General features: G+C 67.8%; 19 protein-coding genes and 1 pseudogene. 11 read left to right on the top strand and 9 right to left on the bottom strand.

Annotation, left to right across the window (positions count from 1 at the left end):
- Positions 1-203: 203 nt before the first annotated feature.
- Positions 204-1,286, bottom strand: a complete 1,083-nt coding sequence (locus FHR04_RS01805; protein WP_139400352.1) for a hypothetical protein — start codon at positions 1,284-1,286, stop codon at positions 204-206.
- Positions 1,287-1,343: 57 nt separating this feature from the next.
- Complete coding sequence (locus FHR04_RS01800) at positions 1,344-1,628, bottom strand: DUF427 domain-containing protein (protein WP_039685184.1); 285 nt, start codon at positions 1,626-1,628, stop codon at positions 1,344-1,346.
- Positions 1,629-1,765: 137 nt separating this feature from the next.
- On the opposite strand from FHR04_RS01800, the gene FHR04_RS01795 reads away from it, so the two are divergent.
- The 4 genes from FHR04_RS01795 (at position 1,766) to FHR04_RS01780 (ending at position 6,792) form a co-directional block, all read left to right on the top strand.
- A complete protein-coding gene (locus FHR04_RS01795; protein WP_139400350.1) occupies positions 1,766-4,837 on the top strand; it encodes an alpha-amylase family glycosyl hydrolase in 3,072 nt (1,023 codons plus the stop codon).
- 11 nt (positions 4,838-4,848) lie between these two features.
- Entirely contained in the window at positions 4,849-5,040 is a 192-nt protein-coding gene (locus FHR04_RS01790; RefSeq protein WP_139400348.1) for a hypothetical protein, read from the top strand.
- A gap of 104 nt (positions 5,041-5,144) precedes the next feature.
- Positions 5,145-5,783, top strand: coding sequence for a DUF47 domain-containing protein (locus FHR04_RS01785; protein WP_039685180.1), 639 nt, complete (start codon positions 5,145-5,147; stop codon positions 5,781-5,783).
- Between the two features lie 10 nt (positions 5,784-5,793).
- Entirely contained in the window at positions 5,794-6,792 is a 999-nt protein-coding gene (locus FHR04_RS01780) for an inorganic phosphate transporter (RefSeq protein WP_139400346.1), read from the top strand.
- Between the two features lie 80 nt (positions 6,793-6,872).
- Here the strand turns inward: FHR04_RS01780 and FHR04_RS01775 are convergent, their stop codons facing one another.
- Positions 6,873-7,808 (bottom strand): LysR substrate-binding domain-containing protein, encoded by a 936-nt coding sequence (locus tag FHR04_RS01775; RefSeq protein ID WP_139400344.1) that lies wholly within the window; start codon positions 7,806-7,808, stop codon positions 6,873-6,875.
- Between the two features lie 80 nt (positions 7,809-7,888).
- Here FHR04_RS01775 and FHR04_RS01770 point away from each other — a divergent pair, with 80 nt between their 5' ends.
- Positions 7,889-8,899, top strand: a complete 1,011-nt coding sequence (locus FHR04_RS01770; RefSeq protein WP_139400342.1) for a YeiH family protein — start codon at positions 7,889-7,891, stop codon at positions 8,897-8,899.
- 49 nt (positions 8,900-8,948) lie between these two features.
- Here the strand turns inward: FHR04_RS01770 and FHR04_RS01765 are convergent, their stop codons facing one another.
- The 6 genes and pseudogenes from FHR04_RS01765 to FHR04_RS01740 all read right to left on the bottom strand — a co-directional run.
- Positions 8,949-9,845: an ABC transporter substrate-binding protein gene (locus FHR04_RS01765; RefSeq protein WP_139400340.1), complete on the bottom strand. Its 897-nt coding sequence runs from the start codon at positions 9,843-9,845 to the stop codon at positions 8,949-8,951.
- Positions 9,846-9,882: 37 nt separating this feature from the next.
- Positions 9,883-10,659, bottom strand: coding sequence for a type III pantothenate kinase (locus tag FHR04_RS01760; protein ID WP_039685172.1), 777 nt, complete (start codon positions 10,657-10,659; stop codon positions 9,883-9,885).
- Between the two features lie 94 nt (positions 10,660-10,753).
- The gene (locus FHR04_RS01755) at positions 10,754-11,536 is read right to left on the bottom strand and encodes a hypothetical protein (protein ID WP_139400338.1); all 783 of its coding nucleotides are present in this window, start codon (positions 11,534-11,536) and stop codon (positions 10,754-10,756) included.
- A gap of 78 nt (positions 11,537-11,614) precedes the next feature.
- Positions 11,615-13,753: a hypothetical protein gene (locus FHR04_RS01750; protein WP_139400336.1), complete on the bottom strand. Its 2,139-nt coding sequence runs from the start codon at positions 13,751-13,753 to the stop codon at positions 11,615-11,617.
- A 1-nt stretch (position 13,754) separates the two neighbouring features.
- Positions 13,755-14,174: an ExbD/TolR family protein gene (locus FHR04_RS01745; RefSeq protein ID WP_039685156.1), complete on the bottom strand. Its 420-nt coding sequence runs from the start codon at positions 14,172-14,174 to the stop codon at positions 13,755-13,757.
- A 257-nt stretch (positions 14,175-14,431) separates the two neighbouring features.
- A pseudogene (locus FHR04_RS01740) lies at positions 14,432-15,064 on the bottom strand (MotA/TolQ/ExbB proton channel family protein); the annotation flags it as partial.
- A 298-nt stretch (positions 15,065-15,362) separates the two neighbouring features.
- Between FHR04_RS01740 and sufC the strand changes: the two are divergent.
- The 6 genes from sufC (at position 15,363) to FHR04_RS01710 (ending at position 20,701) form a co-directional block, all read left to right on the top strand.
- Positions 15,363-16,133, top strand: a complete 771-nt coding sequence (gene sufC / locus FHR04_RS01735; RefSeq protein WP_039685153.1) for a Fe-S cluster assembly ATPase SufC — start codon at positions 15,363-15,365, stop codon at positions 16,131-16,133.
- Positions 16,134-16,204: 71 nt separating this feature from the next.
- Positions 16,205-17,611 carry a Fe-S cluster assembly protein SufB gene (gene sufB, locus FHR04_RS01730; protein ID WP_039685151.1) on the top strand — a complete coding sequence of 469 codons (1,407 nt, stop codon included), beginning with the start codon at positions 16,205-16,207 and terminating at the stop codon, positions 17,609-17,611.
- Between the two features lie 4 nt (positions 17,612-17,615).
- On the top strand, positions 17,616-17,885 hold the full coding sequence (locus FHR04_RS01725) for a hypothetical protein (RefSeq protein WP_139400333.1): 270 nt from the start codon (positions 17,616-17,618) through the stop codon (positions 17,883-17,885).
- Positions 17,886-18,063: 178 nt separating this feature from the next.
- The gene (locus FHR04_RS01720; protein ID WP_039685149.1) at positions 18,064-18,423 is read left to right on the top strand and encodes a VOC family protein; all 360 of its coding nucleotides are present in this window, start codon (positions 18,064-18,066) and stop codon (positions 18,421-18,423) included.
- A 28-nt stretch (positions 18,424-18,451) separates the two neighbouring features.
- Positions 18,452-19,804, top strand: coding sequence for a Fe-S cluster assembly protein SufD (gene sufD, locus FHR04_RS01715; protein WP_139400331.1), 1,353 nt, complete (start codon positions 18,452-18,454; stop codon positions 19,802-19,804).
- Positions 19,805-20,107: 303 nt separating this feature from the next.
- Positions 20,108-20,701 carry a TMEM175 family protein gene (locus tag FHR04_RS01710; RefSeq protein WP_139400329.1) on the top strand — a complete coding sequence of 198 codons (594 nt, stop codon included), beginning with the start codon at positions 20,108-20,110 and terminating at the stop codon, positions 20,699-20,701.
- Positions 20,702-20,825 lie beyond the last annotated feature (124 nt).

The raw sequence follows: 20,825 nt of genomic DNA, 5'->3' as shown, positions 1-20,825 counted from the left end.
TCTTCGAGCTGTCCCAGTCATGGGCGTCTGTCCATGACGACAGCGAGCAGGAGAAAAACATCCCTCCGGACGTAGAGTGTGGACATCGGAGCTGTCCCGATTTCTGTCGCGTTACAAACGGCAGTCCGTATGACCTGAGTGTCACGGCCTCGGCAGTCGGACGCCGGCGTGCCGCACTCCGGCAGGCTCTGGCCCACCCGCGCTCAATGCGGATGACGGCCCTGGGCAGGCTGCACCGCGCCGCGCCAGGGATCATGGACCGGGGTGGCCGGGCTGCCGGGGCGTCCAGCGTCCAGCACCGTGGCGACATTCATGGCAAAACCGCGTGACCACGCCATCAGCAGGGTCAGCAGCGCATAGATGGCCGCGCCCGCCAGCATCGCCCCTGCGCCCAACAGCAGGGTGCGGCGCAGGAAGCTGGGCGTCAGACCCAGCGAGACCAACTCTGGATCATCCACTGGCGCGCCGCCCACGAAGGCGGAGACCGCCAGCAGCGGTAGTCCACCCAGCAGCAGCCCCGCCAGGCCCAGAATCAGCAGGATCAGCGTGAACAGCAGCCACGGCTCGACACCGCGCGCGGCGGGACGCACCGGCACCGGCCGGTGGGCCCGCGCCACCACCGCGTCCAGCCAGCGCCGGATGGCGGCCAGGATCAGCCAGGTGAGGATGATGGTGGGCAGGCTCTGCACCACCACGCCCAGCACGATGGCCCCCACCTCCACCGGGCCGAAGGCCATCGCCCCAAGGGTCTGCGGATCGAGTGGGCGGATCAGGCCGAAGGTGAGGGGCAACACCAGCAGCGGGACCAGCGCCTGCAAGATCGGCGCGATCTGCCCCAGCGTGATCCAGGGCCGCACCGTGCGGGCGCTGCGCTCCTGCGCCGCAAGGTGGGCCGCGCTCGGGCTGAGGGTCTGGTCCCGCACCGCTCCCACCGCCTGCCGGGCCACCAGCACCGCCCACACGGCGAGGGCCGTGCCCAGCAGGGTCAGGCCCAGCAGCGTCGGCTGCGCCCAGGCGGGCACCAGTTCCGCGAAGTCCAGGTTGGGCAAATCCCCGCTGCTCAGCTCGTTCAACGCGGCTAGTCGGCCCGGCAGTGCCTCAAACCCCCACCGCAACGCCCAGGCGCCCGCCAGACCAGCGGACACCCATAGGATTGCCAGCAGGCCCAGCGCGCCCTGAATGCGCCCGGCACGGAGCGTCACCCCGGCACGGGCCGCCGCGAGTTCGGCGGCGGTGACGGGCAGGTCTGGAGAACCAGTCGGCGCGGCAGGAGGCGGCTGAGTCATGCCCGTATGGTGGCACGCCCCGCCACATGCGGATCACGGTGGGCGCCTGCGCTCCGCTCAGTCCGCCGTGACCTCCACGCCCTTCCAGAAGGCCACGCGGTCCCGGATCTGCTGCGCGGCGTCCTTGGGCTGGGGGTAGTACCACACGGCGTCCGGATTGCGCTGGCCGTCCACCTCCAGCGTGTGGTAGCTGGCCGTGCCCTTCCAGGGGCAGACGGAATGCGTGTCGCTGGGGCGTAAATATTCTGACTTCACGCTGTCGGCGGGAAAGTAGTGGTTGCCCTCCACCACCACTGTGTCGTCCGACTGCGCGATGACCGTGCCGTTCCAGGTGGCTTTCATGCCCCAGGGTACGGCGGCCCGGTGGGAGAGACCGTCGCCGCGCCTTCACTCATGGTTCTGCCGCTCACGATTCTGGGCGCCTGTCTATTCTTCCCGGCATTGACAGCGGATCACCCTGGGCATTCAATAGAGGCCGCATGAAAACCCTTCCCCTGCTGGGGCGCGTCAGCGCCGTCACGGTTCTGAGTCTCTCGCTGGCGGCGTGCGGCCTGTTCAAGGCGCCAGACAAAGGCCCGGATACGGTCCGCACCTGGCAGGACGAGGTGATCTATTTCGCCATGACGGACCGCTTTGCCAACGGCAATCCTGCCAACGACAACGGTCCCAATCGCAACGCGGGCGATAGGGCCGACAGGTCCAATCCGCTAGGGTGGCACGGCGGCGACTTTGCGGGCCTGAAGGCCAAGATCGAGGAAGGGTATTTCAAGCGCATGGGTTTCACGGCGCTGTGGATCACGCCGGTGGTGTTGCAGGTTCCAGCCATTCCAGTGGGCGACGGCCCCAACAAGGGCAAGTCATTTGCCGGGTATCACGGCTACTGGGCCGAGGATTTTTTCAAGACCGATCCGCACCTGGGCAGCCTGGAAGAGTACCAATCGCTGATCGACACTGCCCACAAGAACGGATTGAAGGTCATTCAGGACGTGGTCCTCAACCACGCCGGGTACGACGCCACATTGACCAAGACGCATCCGGACTGGTTCCACACCCAGGCCGAATGCGACGCGTCCAGCAACCCCACCACCGACTGCCCGCTGGCCGGTCTGCCCGATTTCAAGCAGGACCTGCCCGCAGTCACGACCTACCTGAACGACTTCATCCGGTACTGGCGCACCAACACCGCCATCGACGGGCTGCGGATCGACACCATGAAGCATGTGCCGGACAGCTACTGGAAACAATTCTTTGCCCCTGGCGGCGCAGGTGATGCCGGCAAAATCTGGTCCGTGGGCGAGGTCTTCGACGGCAATCCGGCGTATCTGGCGCACTTCATGGACGATCTGGGGTCGCCCAGCGTCTTCGACTTCGCGCTGTACTACGCGGTCAGCCAGCAGATGAGCAGCGCGGGCGGCAACCTGGACCGCATGGCCGACGTCTTCGCGCAGGACGGCGTGTACCAGGACGCCAGCCGTCTGACCACCTTCGTGGACAACCATGATGTCAAGCGGTTTGTCAGCGAGGTGACCGGGAAGGGCGGCACCCCCGCGCAGGCCGCCGAGCGGCTGGACATGGCGCTGTCTACCGTGTACTTCTCGCGCGGCACCCCCAGCGTGTGGCAGGGCACCGAATACGCGCAGCCGGGCCAGGGCGATCCCTACAACTTCCCCCTGGGCGAGGGCAACCGCGAGGACATGGACTTCAGCAAGTTGGCGAATAGCGCACTGGACGAGCGCCTGGGTGCCCTGGCCGCCGCCCGCGCGAAATACCGCGCCCTGACGCACGGCGCCCAGCAGGAGCTGTGGCGGCCCAATGGTGGGCCGGGCATCCTGGCCTACCGCCGGGTCATCTCGAATGTGGCGGGCACGGCGGGTCAGCCGGTGGTCTTCGTGGTCAACAATGGGGACACGGCCACCGAACTGTCCACCCTGAGCGGCGGAGGCATTCCCCTGCTGGGCACCTTTGGCGGCGGCGCGCTCACCGAAATTACCGGGCATGCCTCCAACCTGAGCGTCAGCGGGGGCAAACTGGTGGGAACGGTTCCGCCACGCTCCGTGCTGGCGGTCACGGGCGCGGCGGGGGGCGGCGCGGGCGGCACGGTGAATCCCAGCCTGCCCGAAGTGGCGGCCCTGGCGGCCCGGCCCGGCGACAGCGCCGTGGAACTGACCTGGACCCCCAGCAGCGATGCCGGGGTGAGCGGTTACCGCGTTTACGCCAGAACAGGCGACGGCACCGAACGCCTGCTGAACTTCGCCCCGCTGCCGAAAGACACCGGTAAGTATCTGGCGCGCGGCGTAACCAATGATGTCGCCACCACCTTCCGGGTGGTCACGGTGGATACAACTGGCGCCGAGAGTACCGGGGCCACCGTCAGGGCCACGCCCAGCAGCAAGAACACGGTCAAGGTCACCTTCACCGTGGACGCCCGCAGCCAGGGCAATGGCCCCGTTGAACTGCGCCGTTTCGACACTGGCAGCCAGCTTGAACTGCCCATGACGCAGGAGAGCCGCGGCATCTGGAAAACCACTGCCGACCTTCCCCTGTTCCGCCAGATCGAGTTCAAGTTCGGCAACGATGGTTCTGGCGCCAAAAACAGCGGTTACGAGGGGCCGGACCAGGGCAACCGCCGTTACGTTGTCGGCGCAGACGGCAACAGTTACAGCGGCACCTACGACTTTATCGAGGTCCCCGTGCCCCCGGTCATCGAGGGTAAGGTCACGGGGGCGGGCGGCCCGCTGTCCGGCGCGCTGGTCGAGGCGGGCAGCGCCAATCCAAAGCTGAACTACGCCCTGACCTTTGCAGACGGCGGCTACACCCTCTTCGCCCCGGCGGGCGCGCAGACCCTGAAAGCCTCGGCGGCGGGTTTCACGGACGCCACCCGTCAGGCTACCTCGCCGGGGACGGGCGCGGACCTGACCCTGACCAGGGAAGTCACCAACGCCAAATACACCATCGACGGTGTGCTGAGCGACTGGAAAACCCTAAAAGTCAGCGTGCAGAGTCCCATGAAGGGCGGCTTTGACGCGGACAACAATTTCCTGACCCTGCTGGCTGACAGCGACGCCACCTACCTGTATCTGGCCTACACCTACCGCGTCTTAGGCAACAGCGCCATCGTCTACCTGGACACCGGCGCAGGCGGCGCGCTCAAGGCCGACAACTTCGAGGCGTGGAAGCGGGCGGTCACCTTTGGCGGCGGTATGGGGGGCGTGGACGCCTTCGTGGCCCGCTACGAGAACCAGGCCGCGCAACTGCGGCGGGTCAGCAGCGACACCGCCACGCCTGAAGTGCTGCCCGCCGACTACAGGTACGCCGCCAGCGGCACCCTGCCGGCCCAGACCGTGGAACTGGCGATTCCCTGGACGGCACTGGGCCTGACGGGAGCCCCAGCGGGAGGCGTCAACATCGTGGGCGGCATCTTCGGCGGCGACGGCTACGGCGCGGGCGACATCGTGCCCGACGCGAACAGCACGCCGTCTGGCGCCAACACCATCGGCACGGACAGCGAGCAGCGCCGGGCCACCTTCACGGCCCCGGTCAACGTGAAGTAGCGGCAGGGGAGGTGTGGTGGCCTGCGATCAAAACTCTTTTTGGTCTGCTGATGCTTTCCAAAAAGGCCGGGCAGCCCTGGGACGGTTTGAGCGGCTGGGACCGGGCGGTCGTCCTCCTGTTCGCCTTGTCTCTCCTGAGTGGCTCCTTTGAACTGGTGGCCTTCCTGTCCCGCAGAATCGGCCAGGACAAAATGAAAAACTGAATCCGGAGTGCGCGGGCGGGCGGCGCGGGATCGGGCTGCCCGTGACCGTCTGGCCCTGCCTGACAATTCCATGACATAACAGGAGACAATACGGAGGATTTGTCATGGTCTTATCCAAATTCATGCCCAGCAACCCCAAGTTCAGCGCCCGCTTCGCCGAGGCCGCCCGCAATGCCCATGCCACGGCCCAGGCCCTGGTGGACCTGCTGGAAAACTACACCGACGTGGAGGCCAAGGTTCAGCGTGTGCGTGACCTGGAACACGTCGGGGACCGCCTCTCGCGCGAGGTGACCAACCTGCTGGCCGAGTCCTTTATCGTGCCGTTTGACCGCGAGGACATCATCGCCCTGAACGCCGATCTGGACGATCTGGTGGACGATATGGAGGACGCCGCCGTCAAGCTCAGCCTGTACCGCATCCAGACGCCGTTGCCGCAGATGGTCCAGCTGGCCCGCGTGGTGGAGGCCCAGTGCGTGTTGCTGGCCCAGGGCATGCCCCTGATCGAGGACACCGGCAAGGTGGGCGAACTGGCGAAGATCGCCGAGCAGATCTACACCCTCGAAGATCAGGGGGACGACATCAGCGACGAGGTGCAGCGCGTGCTGTACGACGGGGTGACCGATGTGCCCGGCATGATCGTGGCGATGCGCAGCGGCGAGATCGTGGACCTGATCGAGAACGCCAGCGACCAGGCCCAGCGGGTCGCCAAGACCGTGGAGAGCATTCTCCTGAAGAACGCCTGAGACGCTGTTGATGGAACCCGCACTCATCGGCCTGATCGTCATCGTCGCGCTGGCGCTGGCCTTCGACTACATCAACGGCTTTCACGACACCGCCAACGCCATCGCCACCTCGGTCGCCACACGGGTGCTGACGCCCGCCCAGGCCATCGCCATGGCCGCCGTCTTCAACGTGGTGGGGGCACTGACCGGCACCGCCGTGGCCAAGACCATCGCCAGCGACATCGTGCCGCAGAACTTCGCCACCCTGGAACTCGTGGGGGCGGCCATCACCAGCGCCATCATCTGGAACCTGTACACCTGGTGGAAGGGGTTGCCCAGCAGCTCCAGCCACGCGCTGATCTTCAGTCTGGTGGGGGCGGGCGTCGCGGTGGGCGGCTGGGGCATCATCATTCCCAAAGGGGTGCAAAAGACGGTGGCGGGCCTGTTCACCAGCCCGGTGCTGGGCTTCGTGATTCCGATTCTGCTGATGGTGCTGCTGTCGTGGCTGGTGCTGCGCTGGATGCGGCCCCGCGTGGTGACGCGCACCTTCCGCTGGGCGCAGATCTTCAGCGCCGCCTTCATGGCCTTCTCGCACGGCAGCAACGACGCGCAGAAGACCATGGGCATCATCACCTTCGCCCTGAGCGCCTACGCGGGCACCCAGTACGACCACGTGCCGCTGTGGGTGATTCTCTCGGCGGCCACGGCCATGGGGTTGGGCACCGCCACGGGCGGCTGGCGCATCATCAAGACCATGGGCTTCAAGGTGGTCGACCTCAAGCCCGTGGACGGCTTCGTCGCCGAGACGGGGGCCGCCATCATCATCGAGACGGCCAGCCGCCTGGGCATTCCGGTCAGCACCACCCACACCATCAGCAGCGCCATCATGGGCGTGGGCACCACCAAGGGCTTTAAAAAGGTCAAGTGGCAGGTCGCCGGGCGCATCGTTACCGCGTGGTTCACCACCATTCCCACCTGCATCGCGCTGGGCTGGGCCATTCATAAGCTGATTCTGGCGTTGGGCGTGTAGCGCAGGCGCAAACAGGGCGCGTGTGGGCCTTGGAAGAGGGGAGACGAGAACGCCGTTTCCCCTCCTTTTCTTGTTTCGGGTTATCCGCCTGCCTGCTCTGGGTCTGTCTGCTTTCCGAGCGTCTGTTCTCTGTGCGACAGCGCCAGCAACTCGTCCAGCAGAGCGTGGGCAGTGCGGGAGGGCACGTCCGGGGTCAGGGCGGTCAGGTCACGGTTCAGGCCGGGCAGGGTCAGAGCGGGGCTGGCGAGCTGTCCGGCGGCGCGTTCCCGGCGCACGCTGAGCTCGGAGACGAAGGCGGCGCCCAGCCCGCTGATCACGGCCTCCTTGATGGCCTCCGTGCCGGCCAGTTCCAGCACCGGGCGCACCGTGACTCCGGCCTGCCGCAGCACGCCCTCGGCCACCTCGCGGGTGCCGGAGCCGGACTCGCGCCAGATGACCGGCAAGCCCTGCAGGTCTGCTGCGTTCAATTGGGGGCGGTTCAGCGGATGCCCCGGCGGCAGGATCAGGCGCAGGGTGTCATGGCCGATCACGCTGGCCCGTATGCCCTCGGTGGGGGGCTGCGCCGGCCCCTCGATCAGCGCGAGATCCGTCTCGCCGGCCAGCAGGGCGCGCACGGCGCCGTGGGTGTTGGCCGTCTGGATGTTCAGCGTGACGGCGGGGTGCCGGGCGTGAAAGGCGGCCAGCGCGCGCGGCAGCACGTGCGCCGCGAGGGTGTTGCTGGCCACCACCCGCAGCGTGCCCCGCTGCAGGCCCTGCAATTCGGCCGCGAACAGCCGCGCGCCCTCCAGCGCCCGCCCCAGCGCCTGGGCGTGCGGCAGCAGCGCCTCGCCCGCCGGGGTCAGCCGCATCCCCAGGCGGTGCCGGATCAGCAGCGGTTCGCCCACCGAGGACGCCAGCAGCTTGAGCTGGCTGGACACCGACGGCTGGCTGAGGTGCCGCTCGCGCGCCGCCGCCGTGAGGCTGCCGCTGCGGGCCACGGCGGCGAAGGTCAGCAACTGTTCAGGGTGAAGGGCCATGACCAATTATAGATTTTTTTGAGGTCTCTTTCCAAAAATTTCAATTTGATTTATGTCAAGGCGACTTCTAGCCTGCGGACATGTCGAGCCTGATTGTTATTAAGAGGTTGCTGCCGGGCCTGGCGCTGGTGGCCGCGCTGACGGCGGCGGCGTACCTGCTGTCCACGCTGCCGGGGCTGCGGGTGCTGGGAGCACTGGGGCTGGCGCTGCTGCTGGGGCTGGCGGTACGGGGGTTGGTGCGCCTGCCGGCCAGCGTGCAGCCAGGGGCCGGCTACGCGGCCCGCACGCTGCTGCGGCTGGGTGTGGTGCTGCTGGGCGTGCGGCTGAACTTCGTGCTGTTCGCGCAGGCGGGGCCGCAGGTGCTGCTGCTGGATCTGGCGGTGATCGGCACCGGCCTGCTGAGCATGACCTGGCTGGCGCGGCGCTGGGGGCTGCCGCGCGGGCTGGGGCTGGCGGTCGCAGTGGGCTCCAGCATCTGCGGGGCGTCGGCCATCGCCGCCGCCGCGCCGATCATCCGCGCCGACGAGGACGAGGTCTCGGTGTCGGTGGCGGTGTGTTCGCTGCTGGGGACGGTGGGGGTGGTGGGCTACAGCCTGCTGGCGCTGCCGCTGGGGCTGGACGCGCAGCGCTACGGCCTGATGACCGGTTCCAGCCTGCACGAGATCGCGCAGGTGCTGGCGGCGGGGGCGGCGCAGGGGGGCCACGCCCTCGACTTCGCCATGCTGACCAAACTCACGCGGGTGGCGCTGCTCGCCCCGGTGCTGCTGCTGCTGGGCGCGGTGCTGCGGCGCCGGGACGCGGGGGTACCCTCCAAACAGACCGCACAGGCCGCCCGGCCTCCCCTGCTCCCCGCCTTCCTGGTGGGCTTTCTGCTGGTCGGCGTCGTCAGCAGCGCCGGGCTGCTGCCGTCGACCCTCACGAACGGGATGCAGACCGTCAGCCTGCTGCTGACGGCGGCCTCAATGGCGGGCATTGGCCTGGGCGTGAATTTTGCGGTGCTGCGCCGCCTGGGCGGGCCGGCGCTGCTGGTGGGCGGTCTGGGCTTCACGTTGCTGCTCGCGGTGTCGTTCGTGGGCACGTTTGGGGGCTGATCGACGCCGCAGCTTGCGGGCTGGCGATGCCCGCTGCGGCGAACGGTTCTCACCTCACCCGCACGCTCTCGCCCACGCATTCGCGTCCGCGCAGCAGTTCGGCCAGCACCTCCGCGCCGCGCACCACGCCCAGCGCCGGGCGGGAAAAGTGGGCGTTGGCGTCCACCGCCCACACCTGGCCGTCCTGCACCGCCCGCAGATCGCTGCGCTCCAGCAACTGGCGGGCAAAATCCGCGTTCCGCGTCAGGCCGTAGCCGCAGCACATCACCACGATCACGTCGGGATCGAGGGCCGCGATCTCGTCCCAGGTGGCCCGGCCCGAATCAATGCCCGGTGCGCCCAGCACGCTCACCCCGCCTGCGCGCGTCACCTGCTCAGGCACCCAGTGGCCGCCGTAGAAGGGCGGGTCGACCCACTCCAGCGTCAGCACGCGGGGCGCGGTCTGAACGGGCGTGACCGTGTCCCAGCGCCGCTGGGCCTCGGCGGCCAGCGTCTCGCCCTGTCCGGCCACGCCCGCCGCTCCGGCCAGGGCGCGCAGGTCGTCCAGAATCCCGGCCACGCTGCGGCCTTCCAGGCTCAATACGTTGGCGGCGGGCAGACAGCCGGGCAGGTAGCGCACCGCCTCCTCGATGGTTCCCGGCGTGACCGCGCAGACCTCGCACACGCCCTGCGTGACCACCAGATCGGGATTGAGGGCGTCCAGCACGTCGCCGTCCACGCTGTAGAGGGCCAGGCCCGCACGCACTGCCTCGCTCACGGCCCGGTCGATCTCGGCCTGGGAGGCGCCCGCGTCCACAATCGAGCGCGTCAGCACCGGCAGGCCCGCCGCGCCCGGATGGTCACACGAGTGGCTGATCCCGGCCAGCCGTGCGCCCAGGCCCAGGTCGAACAGCAGGTCGGTGGCGCTGGGCAGCAGGCTGACGATGCGGTCTGGGGCGTGGGTCATGGGGCCAGGGTAACGGGTGGACCGCAAACGGCCAAGGTCAGCGGCTGGCCCACACCTCCACCAGGCCGCGCAGGGTCAGGGTTTCGTCGTAGTGGTCGATCTCGCGGCAGATGCCCTCGATGGTGCGGGCAAAGCCCCCGGTGGCAATCGCGACGGCGGGGGCCGGGAGTTCGGCGCGAATCCGGCGCAGCAGGCCGTCCACCATCTCGGCGTAGCCGTAGACCAGACCGGACTGCAGCGCGTGAACGGTGTTCTTGCCAATGGCGCTGGCCGGGGCCTCCAGCGTGATGCGCGGCAGCTTGGCGGCGCGGGCGAACAGGGCGTCGGCGCTGACCTGCGCGCCTGTCGCCAGCACGCCGCCCAGAAAGCGCCGCCCCCGCCCGATCACGTCGAAGTTGGTGCTGGTGCCGAAATCCACCACCACGGCGTACTCGTGACGGCCCAGGTACTTCTCCGCGCCGAACAGGTTGCACAGCCGGTCCGCGCCCACGGTGTCGGGCGTGTCCAGTTCCACGGTCACGTCGGGCAGGCTCAGGGCCGAGACGCTGAAGGCCTCCACACCGTAGTGCCGCCGCAGGGCCAGCGCGTAGTTCTCGCCCACCGGGGGGGCCACGCTGCTGAGAATCGCCGAGCGCGGCACCTGCGCGCCCGCCACCGAGAACAGGCCGTGCAGTTGCAGCGCCAGATCGTCGGGCAGCGACTCACGGTTGGTCCGCACGCGCCAGGTGTGGGTCAGGCTCCGCGTCTCGTCCGCGAGGCCCAGCACGGTGCTGGTGTTGCCGATGTCCACGGCCAGAAGGGGAAAGGTTGGCACAACCGGGAGTCTAGAGGGTGTTGGGGCGCAGGCGTGCCGTCCACGAAAAAACCTCCACCCGCAGGGGAGGAGGCGCAGGTCCAGCGTGACGCGCTTACTGGAATTTGCTGAGGTCCACCACCACGCTGTAGGCGCAGTCGGTGTCGGCCTCGGTCTTGATCAGGAGGTCCATCTTGTCCCCGGCGCCCAGCCCGGCCTTGAGGGGTTCGAAGTAGTAGACCAGGGTGCCCTGGTAGGGGCCTTTGGCGGGCGCGGTTGTTGCAGGCGCTGAGGCAGTGGTCGCGTCCGTGGTGGTCGCAGGTGCGGCAGCCTGGGCAGCGGCGATCGGTTTCCAGTCGTTGACGTAGGTGGACCGGACCGGCGCCACCAGCGAGCCGTCCTTGCCCTTCAGTCTCACCAGGTAGGCGCTGCGGGCCTGTTCGGTGGGCAGGCCGCGCACCGCCACGTCCACCCGCAACTCTCCGTTGGCAAGGCGCTTGCTGGCAAAGTCGTCCCCCAGCGCCTCCTTGGCGCTCAGGTTCTTGAAGGAGTCGCGGGCGTCCTGCGCCTGGAAGAACAACTGATCGGCCTGTCCACTCACCGTCAGAGAGGCGGGGCGGCTGCCGGTCGAGTAGTCCGTGGGGGCGGCCAGCCAGCCCTCCACGCAGGCCGGGCCGCCCATGTACGCGGTGACGACCTTCGGCCCCGCCACAAACTGACCGTCCTTGACCCCCAGGTCCACGGTCAGAAACGTGGGCACCGGGGCGCGGCGGCCATACGCGCCGTCGATCACGTTCTTGGCGACGGTTTCTTCCAGTTGAGGCACCCAGGCCAGCGCTGGGCCGGACAGCAGGGGCAGCGAGATCAGTAGGGCCATCAGGTGGGTGGGTTTACGCATTCTGCACTCCATTTAGGGACTTGTGGTTGACGGGAAGCTGATGCCGGGGCCGTGGACGCGACGGGTCACTGCCGCTTCTCAATTCTTGAGGTAGACCACCCGGCACGCCTGACCCGCCGAGCGGAACTGGGCGGCGGCGGCGGCGGACAGCACGGCGTCGGTGATGTAGTTGCTGGTGGGGGCAAATTTGGTGGCCTGGACGCCTTGCGCCTTGACCCGCGTGACGTTCTTGAAGTCGCCGATCTGGCCCTCGCTGGTGATGTAGGTCTGCAGGTTGCCTTCCTGCACCAGCTGGCTGCTCACGCCCTTAATCAGCGCCGCGTCCGGCCAGACCTGTTTGCCCGCCTGATCGAACACGAAGCTGGACTGGGCACGCTGGAAGGCGGCAAAACCGCGCACGTCCACCACCACCGTGCAGTTCAGCAGGCGGTCCTCGCTGCCGCCGGTGCCGCCGCCCCCACCGCCGGCGCGGGCAGTCACGCCACCGTCATCGCCTGCTCCACCGCTGCCCGTGGCCCCGCTCCCGGCTGCGCCTGGACGTGAGGCCGCCGGAGCCGTACCTGCGCCGCCCTGGCCTGTTCCAGCCTGACCAGAGCCGGGCTGGCCTGCGCCGTCCCCGCGCCCGCTGACGGGTGTGCCGGGGGCGGGGCTGCCGCCCGTGCCGCTGCCGGTGCCGCCCGCCGATTCGCGTGGGGCGGCGGGGGCGCCGGGCGTGACCCCGCCGCTGCCTGCCGTCCCCCGCGAGGGAGCCTCGGCGGGACTGCCGGGCGTCGTGGTCGTGCCGGGCCCGGCCGACGTTCCCTCGGCCGGGCGGGCACTGACTGGCGCGCTGCCCGTGCCTGTTCCGGCAGCCCGATCTCCCGGCGCGGCAGCCACCGGAGCCGCAGGTGCGGGGGCTGCGGCCGGTCCCGGAGTGCGGGCCGGCGTGGCGGCGACAGGAGCGCTGCCCTGGGAGTCAGGCTGCGCGCCGGGGGCTGCACGGGCATCCCCAGCCCCGGCAGCGGGCACCGCCGGAATCGGGGTGCGGCTGGGGCGTGCCGCCACTGGGGCCGGGGCGTCGTTGGTGGGGGTGTCCGTCACGGCCCCTGCCCGGCCCGTCTCGGCGCGTGGAGTCACCGGAATGGGCGTTTCGCGGGACGTGACTGGAGCGGCGGGCGCCGTGGCCTGGGGTGCGGCGCTGGCCTGTGGGCGGGCCGGAATGGCGGCCACCGGCTCCGTGCTGGCGCTGCGGCTGGGCGCGGCGGGCGCAGCCTCCGCAGGTGATTGGGGGGCGGGCGCCTGGGCGGTGGGCCGCGCCGTGGTGGGCGCTTGCGTGGCCGCGGTCTGGTCCCTGGCCGGCGTGCCTGAGGCGGGCGTGCTGTCCCCCGGCGCCGGGGGCGCGGCGTCCTCGCGGCGGGGCAGTGCGGTCACGGCTTCCGGCTGGGGTGCAGGCGCGGCGGGGGCGGCCTGCACCGGTTCGGCCGGCGTGTCCGGCGCGGCGGTGCGGGCCTGGGGCTCCACGCTGCCCACCTGCGGCGTGACCACCCGCTCCGGGGCGATCTCGGGCGCCGGTTGCGGCGACGGCACCGTGGGCGCGGTGGCCGCCGTGCGGGCCGGGGCCGGGGCCTCGGGCGTCGGCTGGGTCGCCGGGGTTCGCTCGGCCGGGGTGGGCGCGGGGGGCTCCGCCTCTGGAGTAGCTGGCGCCTGTGCGGCTGGGGCCGCTGCTGGTTTTGCGGGTGCAGGCGTCTCGGCCGCCGTTTCAGCGGGGCTGGGGGGCGGCGCGGGCGACGGTGCCCTGACCTGCGCGGCGGGCGGCGAGGGCTGGGGTGCCGGGGTGGGTGTGGGTGCCGGCGTGGGCTGAGGCGTCGGGGCCGGTTCGGGCGCGGGTGGTGGGGTGGGGGCCGCTCTGGCTGGGGTGGGCGCCGGTTTGGGCGGCGCGGCGGGCCTGGTGGTGACGGGTTTGGGCGTCACAGGCTTGGTCACGGCGGGCTTCTGCGTCAGCGGGGCGCTGGCCTGTTCAGGCAGGGTTTCCGGCGGGGGGGCCAGCGTCACGACTTCCAGCGGGGTTCGCAGCGGATCAGGGGTGGTCTGGAAGGTCTCGGGCGTGCTGGGACGCAGCAACAACAGGGCGGTGAATAGGGCCGCATGCAGCCCCAGGGTGGCTGCCAGCGCCCGGTAACGTTCGAGGCCCTCGGCAGAGAAGCCCGACGGGGTCCGGGGGGGCGGGGAAGTGGTCATGTCACTGGCTGGGCCTCGTGCCCAGCGCCAGGCGTTCGCCGCCCGCCTTCTTGATCACGTCCATCACGCGGACCACCGTGCCGTAGCTGCCGCGCTCGTCGGCACGCAGGCCCACCACACCGCCCGAGGTGCCCAGCAGGGGCTTGAGTTGCCCGCCCAGTTTGGTCAGGGTGGTTTCCTGGCCGTTCAGAAACAGCTTCCCGGCGCGGTCCACGCTCACGATCGGCAGCGCGGGGGTCTCCTGCACGGTGGTGCTGGCGCGCGGCAGGTCCAGCGGCAGTGCGTTCTGGCGGGCGCCCAGGCTGCTGGTCAAGAAGAAGAAAATCAGCAGCAGCAGCACCACGTCCACCATCGGCGCGAAGTCGAAGGTCACGCCGTCCCCGCTGTCGCGCATCCGGCGGCGGGTTGGGGAGCGGGTCATCGGCCCTTGCCCGCGCCGCCGTCACCGCGCGGGGCTGCGACCGGCTGGGTGGGGGTGGTCGTGCGGAAGACGCCGGTGTTGTTGGGGCCGCTGCTGATGGCCCTGGCGCTCTCGCTCGTCTCGTCGAAGTCGAAGGCCAGCACCGGCACCGCGCCGCGTTCCTGGCCGCGGTAGACCGGCGTTTCGTCAGGCTGGGCGCCGTACTCCTGAGTGCGGTACTCCTGCTCCCTGGACCGCTGTTCTCTGGGCACCCGGGGTTCGGGCCGCAGGCGGCCTTCCGGACGGGCCAGCCAGCCAGGCAGATCCTCGCGCACCCGTTCGGCGGCTACGGCAATGCGGTCCGCGCGGGCACGCAGGGCGTTGCGGGCCACGTAGGCGATGATCGCCACGATCAGGCCGCCGGCCGTGTTGACCAGCGCCTCGCTGATGCCGGTCGCCAGTTGCGCGGGGGTGGGCGCCGCCGTGGAGCTGAACACCAGGAACGAGCGCACCATGCCGATCACGGTGCCCAGCAGGCCCAGCAGCGGGGCGATCTGCGCGGCGGTGCCCAGCGCGCTCAGGCCCGCGTACAGCCGGGCGTCCTCGGCCAGCAGGGCCGACTGCATGGCGGCCCCGGCGGCGTCCATCCCCCGGTCCGCGCGGCCCAGCCCGGCCCGCAGCACGTTGGCGGCGGGCGATGGGTGACCGGCGCGGTCCACCTCGGCCAGCGCCGCCGCCGGGCCGCTTTCCGCCGTCACGGCCCGCGCCCGCTCGATTAAAGCGTCGGCGTTGCGCCCCAGCCGGGACAAGGCCTGCGCCCGCGCCACAGTCAGGTAGACGACGTACAGGGACAGGGCGATCAGCACCCACAGGAGTGGACCGGCGGCGCGCGCGAGATCAAGGACATTCATTGGCTACACGGGTAGCACGGGGGCGCGTGACAAGCATGAAAACGTGGTGCGGCGACCTCATTTGGCTCAGGAGAGGGCGGGGCAACCGGTACCGTTGCGGGGCGCGTCGACAGGCCCAGTCGGGGTCAGTCTGTCTGGAGTGGATACCATGTCCTCACCGGGTCCTCAATCCCTACCGATGCACTCGACTTTAATCTCGCGAACGGCTAAAATGGGAGGGTAAGTAGGAATCATTCTCAAGAAGCAGCCGTGCTGCCCAAGCGAGAGTGCTGACCCAGAGCGCCAACAAGGAGCCTATATGACCCAGACTGAACAGCCGCACCAGATCGAGATTCGCAACCTGCACGCCAGCGTGGGTGACCTGCCCATCCTCAGGGGCATCAACCTGACCATCCCGCGCGGCGAGCTGCACGCCGTGATGGGGCCGAACGGCAACGGCAAGAGCACGCTGGCCAAGGTTATGGTGGGCGATCCCGAATACACCGTCACCGAGGGCGACATTCTGGTGGACGGCGTGAGCATCCTGGAGATGGAACCCGACGAGCGCGCCCGCATGGGCCTGTTCCTGGCCTTCCAGTACCCGGTCGAGATTCCCGGCGTGACCATCGCCAACTTCCTGCGTCTGGCCATGCAGGCCCGCAAGGAAGAGGGCGAGGAAGTGTCCTTCACCGAGTTCTACGGCAAGCTGCAGGCGGCCCTCAAGACGCTGGACTGGGACGAGAGCATCGTCGAGCGTTACCTGAACGCGGGCTTCTCCGGCGGCGAGAAGAAGCGCAACGAGATCCTGCAGATGCTGATGCTGGAACCCACCTACATCATCATGGACGAGACCGACTCGGGCCTGGACGTCGACGCCCTGAAGGTGGTTGCCAAGGGCGTGAACTCTATGCGCGGCCCCGGTCTAGGCGGCCTGATCATCACCCACTACCAGCGCCTGCTGGACTACATCGTGCCGGACAAGGTGCATATCATCGTGGACGGCAAGGTCGTGCAGAGCGGCGGCCCCGAACTGGCCAAGAAGCTCGACAGCCAGGGCTACGACTGGGTCAAGGAACTGGCGACGGCCTGACGCGGCGCCCAGGGGTCCAGTGCTGACTCCGCCGGCCGCTCAGCCCCCTCAACCCTCCACAAGGAGTCCAAATGACCATCAATCCTGAAGTCAACGACATCAACAACACCTACGAGTACGGCTGGAGCAATCCTGAGAAGTACGCCGTTAAGGCCCCCAAGGGCCTGCGCCGCGACGTCGTCGAGATGATCTCCAAGGCCAAGGACGAGCCGCAGTGGATGCTGGACTTCCGCCTCAAGGCGCTGGACATCTTCCTCAGCAAGCCGATGCCCGAGTGGGGCGCAGACCTGTCCGGCCTCGATCTGGACGAGATCTACTACTACATCAAGCCCGAGGGCATGAACGCCCGTTCCTGGGACGACGTGCCGGAGGACGTGAAGAACACCTTCGAGCGGCTGGGCATCCCCGAGGCCGAACGCGCCGCGCTGGCCGGGGTGGGCGCGCAGTACGAGTCGGAAATGGTGTACCACAACCTCAAGGAGGAGTGGGAAAAGCTGGGCGTGGTCTTCCTGAGCATCGAGGACGGCCTCAAGGAGTACCCGGAACTGTTCCGCGAGCACTTCGCCACCATCGTCCCGCCCGAGGACAACAAGTTCGCGGCCATCAACAGCGCGGTCTGGAGCGGCGGCTCGTTCGTGTACGTGCCCAAGGGCGTCAAGGTGGACATCCCCCTCCAGACGTACTTCCGCATCAACGCCGAGAGCAGCGGCCAGTTCGAGCGCACGCTGATCATCATCGACGAGGGCGCGCAGGCCCACTACATCGAGGGCTGCACCGCCCCGTCGTACAGCTCGGACTCGTTCCACTCCGGCGTCATCGAGATCGTGGTCAAGGAAGGCGCGCGCTTCCGCTACAGCACCATCCAGAACTGGAGCCACAACGTCTACAACCTCGTGACCCAGCGCGCCGCCGTGTACGGTAACGGCGTCATGGAATGGGTGGACGGCAACCTGGGCAGCAAGGTGACCATGAAGTACCCCGCCTGCTACCTGCTGGAAGACGGCGCACGCGGCGAGGTGCTGTCCATTGCGATGGCCGGGCGCGGGCAGCACCAGGACGCCGGGGCCAAGATCGTGCATTTTGCGCCGCACACCAGCGGCTCGATTGTTTCCAAGTCCATTTCCAAGGACTCGGGCCGCAGCAGCTACCGGGGTCTGGTCAAGATCTACGAGGGCGCGAAATACGCCAAGACCAACGTGGAATGCGACGCCCTGCTGCTGGACGACGAGGCCCGCACCGACACCTACCCCTACATCGAGATCGAGGAAAAGACCGCCCGCGTGGGCCATGAGGCCACCGTGTCCAAGATCAACGACGATCAGATCCTGTACCTGCAAAGCCGGGGCCTGAGCGAAGACCAGGCGGCGGGCCTGATCGTGCGCGGCTTTATCGAGCCGATTGCCAAGGAACTGCCGCTGGAATACGCGGTGGAGCTGAACCGGCTGATCGAGTTGGAAATGGAAGGCTCGGTCGGCTAAACGGATGCTTGGCAAACTTAATTGGGTGGAAGGCTCTAAGCATAGAGAAGCTTCTTACGAATTTGCTGTGGATGGTCAGCCGGTTGTCGCAACAATCAAATCACGGGAACCAGGCTCTATGGGTAGTGATTTCGGGGCGTCGGCCTCCTTCGACTTGAACGGCGATAATCAAGATATCTATGCGACTGGCAACACTCCTGAAGATGCCATTCATTCAGTTCAAGAGAAGATGGATCGTTGGCTGGAATCAGTAAGCAACTCTTCTCTGAAATGACCCATCACCCCAGTCTGTGAAAGCTTTAGCTGGGGTAGCCCCTTTCCCTGGCTCCCTCTGATGGGAGCTGGTGGCGAAGCCGACTGAGGGGTTTTCCCACGCTGCGGCACTGGCATGGGGTAGCCCTTATCAGGTGTATTCCTGGTCTGCAATTCCCCGACTGGCAACTGGAGAAACGTTGAAACTCAACCACATCAACCTGGGCGTCACCGACGTGCCCGCCACCGTGGAGCTGTTCCAGACCTATTTCGGCCTGCGTCCGGCGGGGGATGGCATGCCGATGGACGAGCGTATGGCCTTTCTGCGCGACGACAACGGCTCCTTGATTTCGGTGTTCAAGGCCAAAGACGTGGCGTATCCCAAGGTCTTCCACATCGGCTTCCTGCAGGACACGCCGGAACAGGTGCGCGCCATTTACCAGCAACTGACCGACGGCGGCTACACCATCACTCCTCCCAGCGAGAACCACGGGCGGCTGACCTTTTATTTCAATACACCGGGCGGCTTCGTGCTGGAAGTCGAATCTTTCTTTCGCTAAGCCCCGCCCCCGATCTTCAGGAGGAACCATGACCCAACTCAGCGAACAACTCTCCCAGCACGGCGGCCCCGAATGGCTGACCGCCAAGCGCAAAGCCAGCTTTGACCTGTTCGACACCCTGGAAGTCCCGCACAGCGGTGTGGAAGCCTGGAAGTACACCCAGGTCAACGTGGACTTTTCCAAGCTCAATCCCCACCCCAAGCGCGAAGTCGTCTCCGACATCTCCAAGCTGCCTGAAAGCGTGCAGAAGCGCCTGAAGGGCACCGACGTGGGCGCCTTCCTGGTGCTGGACGGCCCCGACGTGGTCTACCGCACTGAACTGCCCGCCGAACTGACCGCCAAGGGCGTGATCTTCACCGATCTCAAGACCGCCGTGGAACAGCACGCCGACAAGGTGCAGCAGTACCTCTACAGCGTGGTGCCCGCCGAAGTGCCGGATGACACCACCATCGCCGCCCCCGGTACCACCCCCAGCAAGTCCCCCGATCCCAGCGAGGGTAAGTTCTCCGCGCTGGCCGCCGCGTTGTGGACGAACGGCGCCTTCGTGTACGTGCCGCGCGGCGTGGACGTGGAGCTGCCGCTGGGCTCCTTCCGCGTGATGAGCGAGGCCGGCACCTTCACCGCCACCCGCACGCTGGTGGTGACCGAGGAAAACGCCAGCGTCACGTTCATCGACGAGCAGGACTCCGAGGAACTGCCCGGCACCTACGCGATTGGCGCGGTGGAACTGGTGGTGGGCGACGGCGCACGGTTGCGCTACGTGTCCATCCAGAACTGGGGCAAGGGCGTGACCCACATCCAGCGCCAGCGCGGGCAGGTGGGCAAGGACGCAGCCCTGAACAGCCTGGTGGTCACGATGGGCGGTACCCTCAGCCGCACAGAAATGCAGAGCCACCTGCTGGGCCAGGGCTCGAACTCCGAGATGCTGGCGCTGTACTTTGCCAACGAGGATCAGCACTTCGATCACTACACGCTGCAACACCACGCGGCGGCCAACGCCTACAGTGACCTGCTGTACAAGGGCGTGGGCGACGATCAGAGCGTGGGCGTGTTCTCCGGCATGATCAAGGTGGATCTGGGCGCCCAGAAAACCGACGCCTACCAGAAGCACCGCACCCTGATGCTGTCCAGCGAGGCCCGCAACTTCAGCGTGCCGCAGCTGGAGATCAACGCCAACGACGTGCGCTGCAGCCACGGCAGCACCACCGGCCCGGTGGATGAGGAACAGATGTTCTTCCTGCGCTCGCGCGGCATCCGCCAGGAACTGGCCGAGAAGATGCTGGTCACCGCCTTCCTGGAAGACGTGCTGACCCGTGTGCCCCTCAAGAGCGTGGTGGGCTACATCGAGGGCATCATCGCCGAGAAGGTGGGCGCCGCCTGATACGGATTCCGATTGAAAGGTTTGCAAAAACCTTGAAATCCGAGCGGACGCGAGCAGGAAAGAATACGGGTTCCACGTATGGATTGAATCTTCGGCGCTTTCCCGAAGGTTCAAGGAATTAAGCGGAATCCGTATGAGGCCCCACGGCCCCCCATCTCCCCAGCTTCCCGAGTCAGCCCCCACCAGGGCTGGCTTTTTTCTGGCACCGGTCCGGCGGCCTTGCGTCCACCGCCTGTGCTGCTTTTGTAGGGGACGCGTGGTCATTTGCCGCCTGACCAGTATCATTCTCTGGGAGCTGCACAGATGAACAAGGGCAGGATAGAGGCGTTTTCCGACGGGGTGCTCGCCATTGTCATCACGATCATGGTGCTGGAACTGGCCGTTCCGGAGGGCCATGAGCTGGCGGATCTGTTCAGGGCCTGGCCCAAGATTCTGGCCTATGTGGTCAGTTTCCTGTACGTGGGCATCTACTGGAACAACCACCACCACATGTTTCAGGCGGTGCAGCGGATCAACGGCCCGGTGCTGTGGGGCAACCTGCACCTGCTGTTCTGGCTGTCGCTGTTGCCCTGGCTCACGGCCTGGGTGGGGGAGAGTCGTTTTGCCCCCACACCACTCAGCGTGTACGCCTTCGATCTGCTGATGTGCGCGGTGGCGTTCGCCCTTCTTCAGCAGGCGCTGATCCGCGCCGATCAGCACAACAGCCTGCTGGCACGGGCCGTGCGGGGCGGCCTGAAAGAAAAGGCCTCCACGGCAGCCTACGTCGTGGCGCTGCTGCTGCCGCTGCTGGGCCAGGCGGCGGCGGATGTGGCGGGGCTACTGCTGCTGGGCGTGGGGCTGAGCTGGGTGATTCCAGACCGCCGCATCGAGCGCGCGTTGGCCGAGGCTGAAGGCTGAGCCGCGCCGCCCGTAGTTCTCCTGGACACTTTGGTAATGGTTCGCAGTTCATTCTGTCCGGCGTACCCCCAACGGGGTGGGAAATGGGGGTGCTGCAGGCAGTCTGGACCGCTCTATGCTGGGC

Origin of the sequence: Deinococcus radiopugnans ATCC 19172, from assembly GCF_006335125.1 — a bacterium.
Taxonomy (GTDB): Bacteria; Deinococcota; Deinococci; order Deinococcales; family Deinococcaceae; genus Deinococcus; species Deinococcus radiopugnans.
Note: the sequence above shows the minus strand (reverse complement) of the source record. Positions and strands in the feature narration are given on the sequence as shown.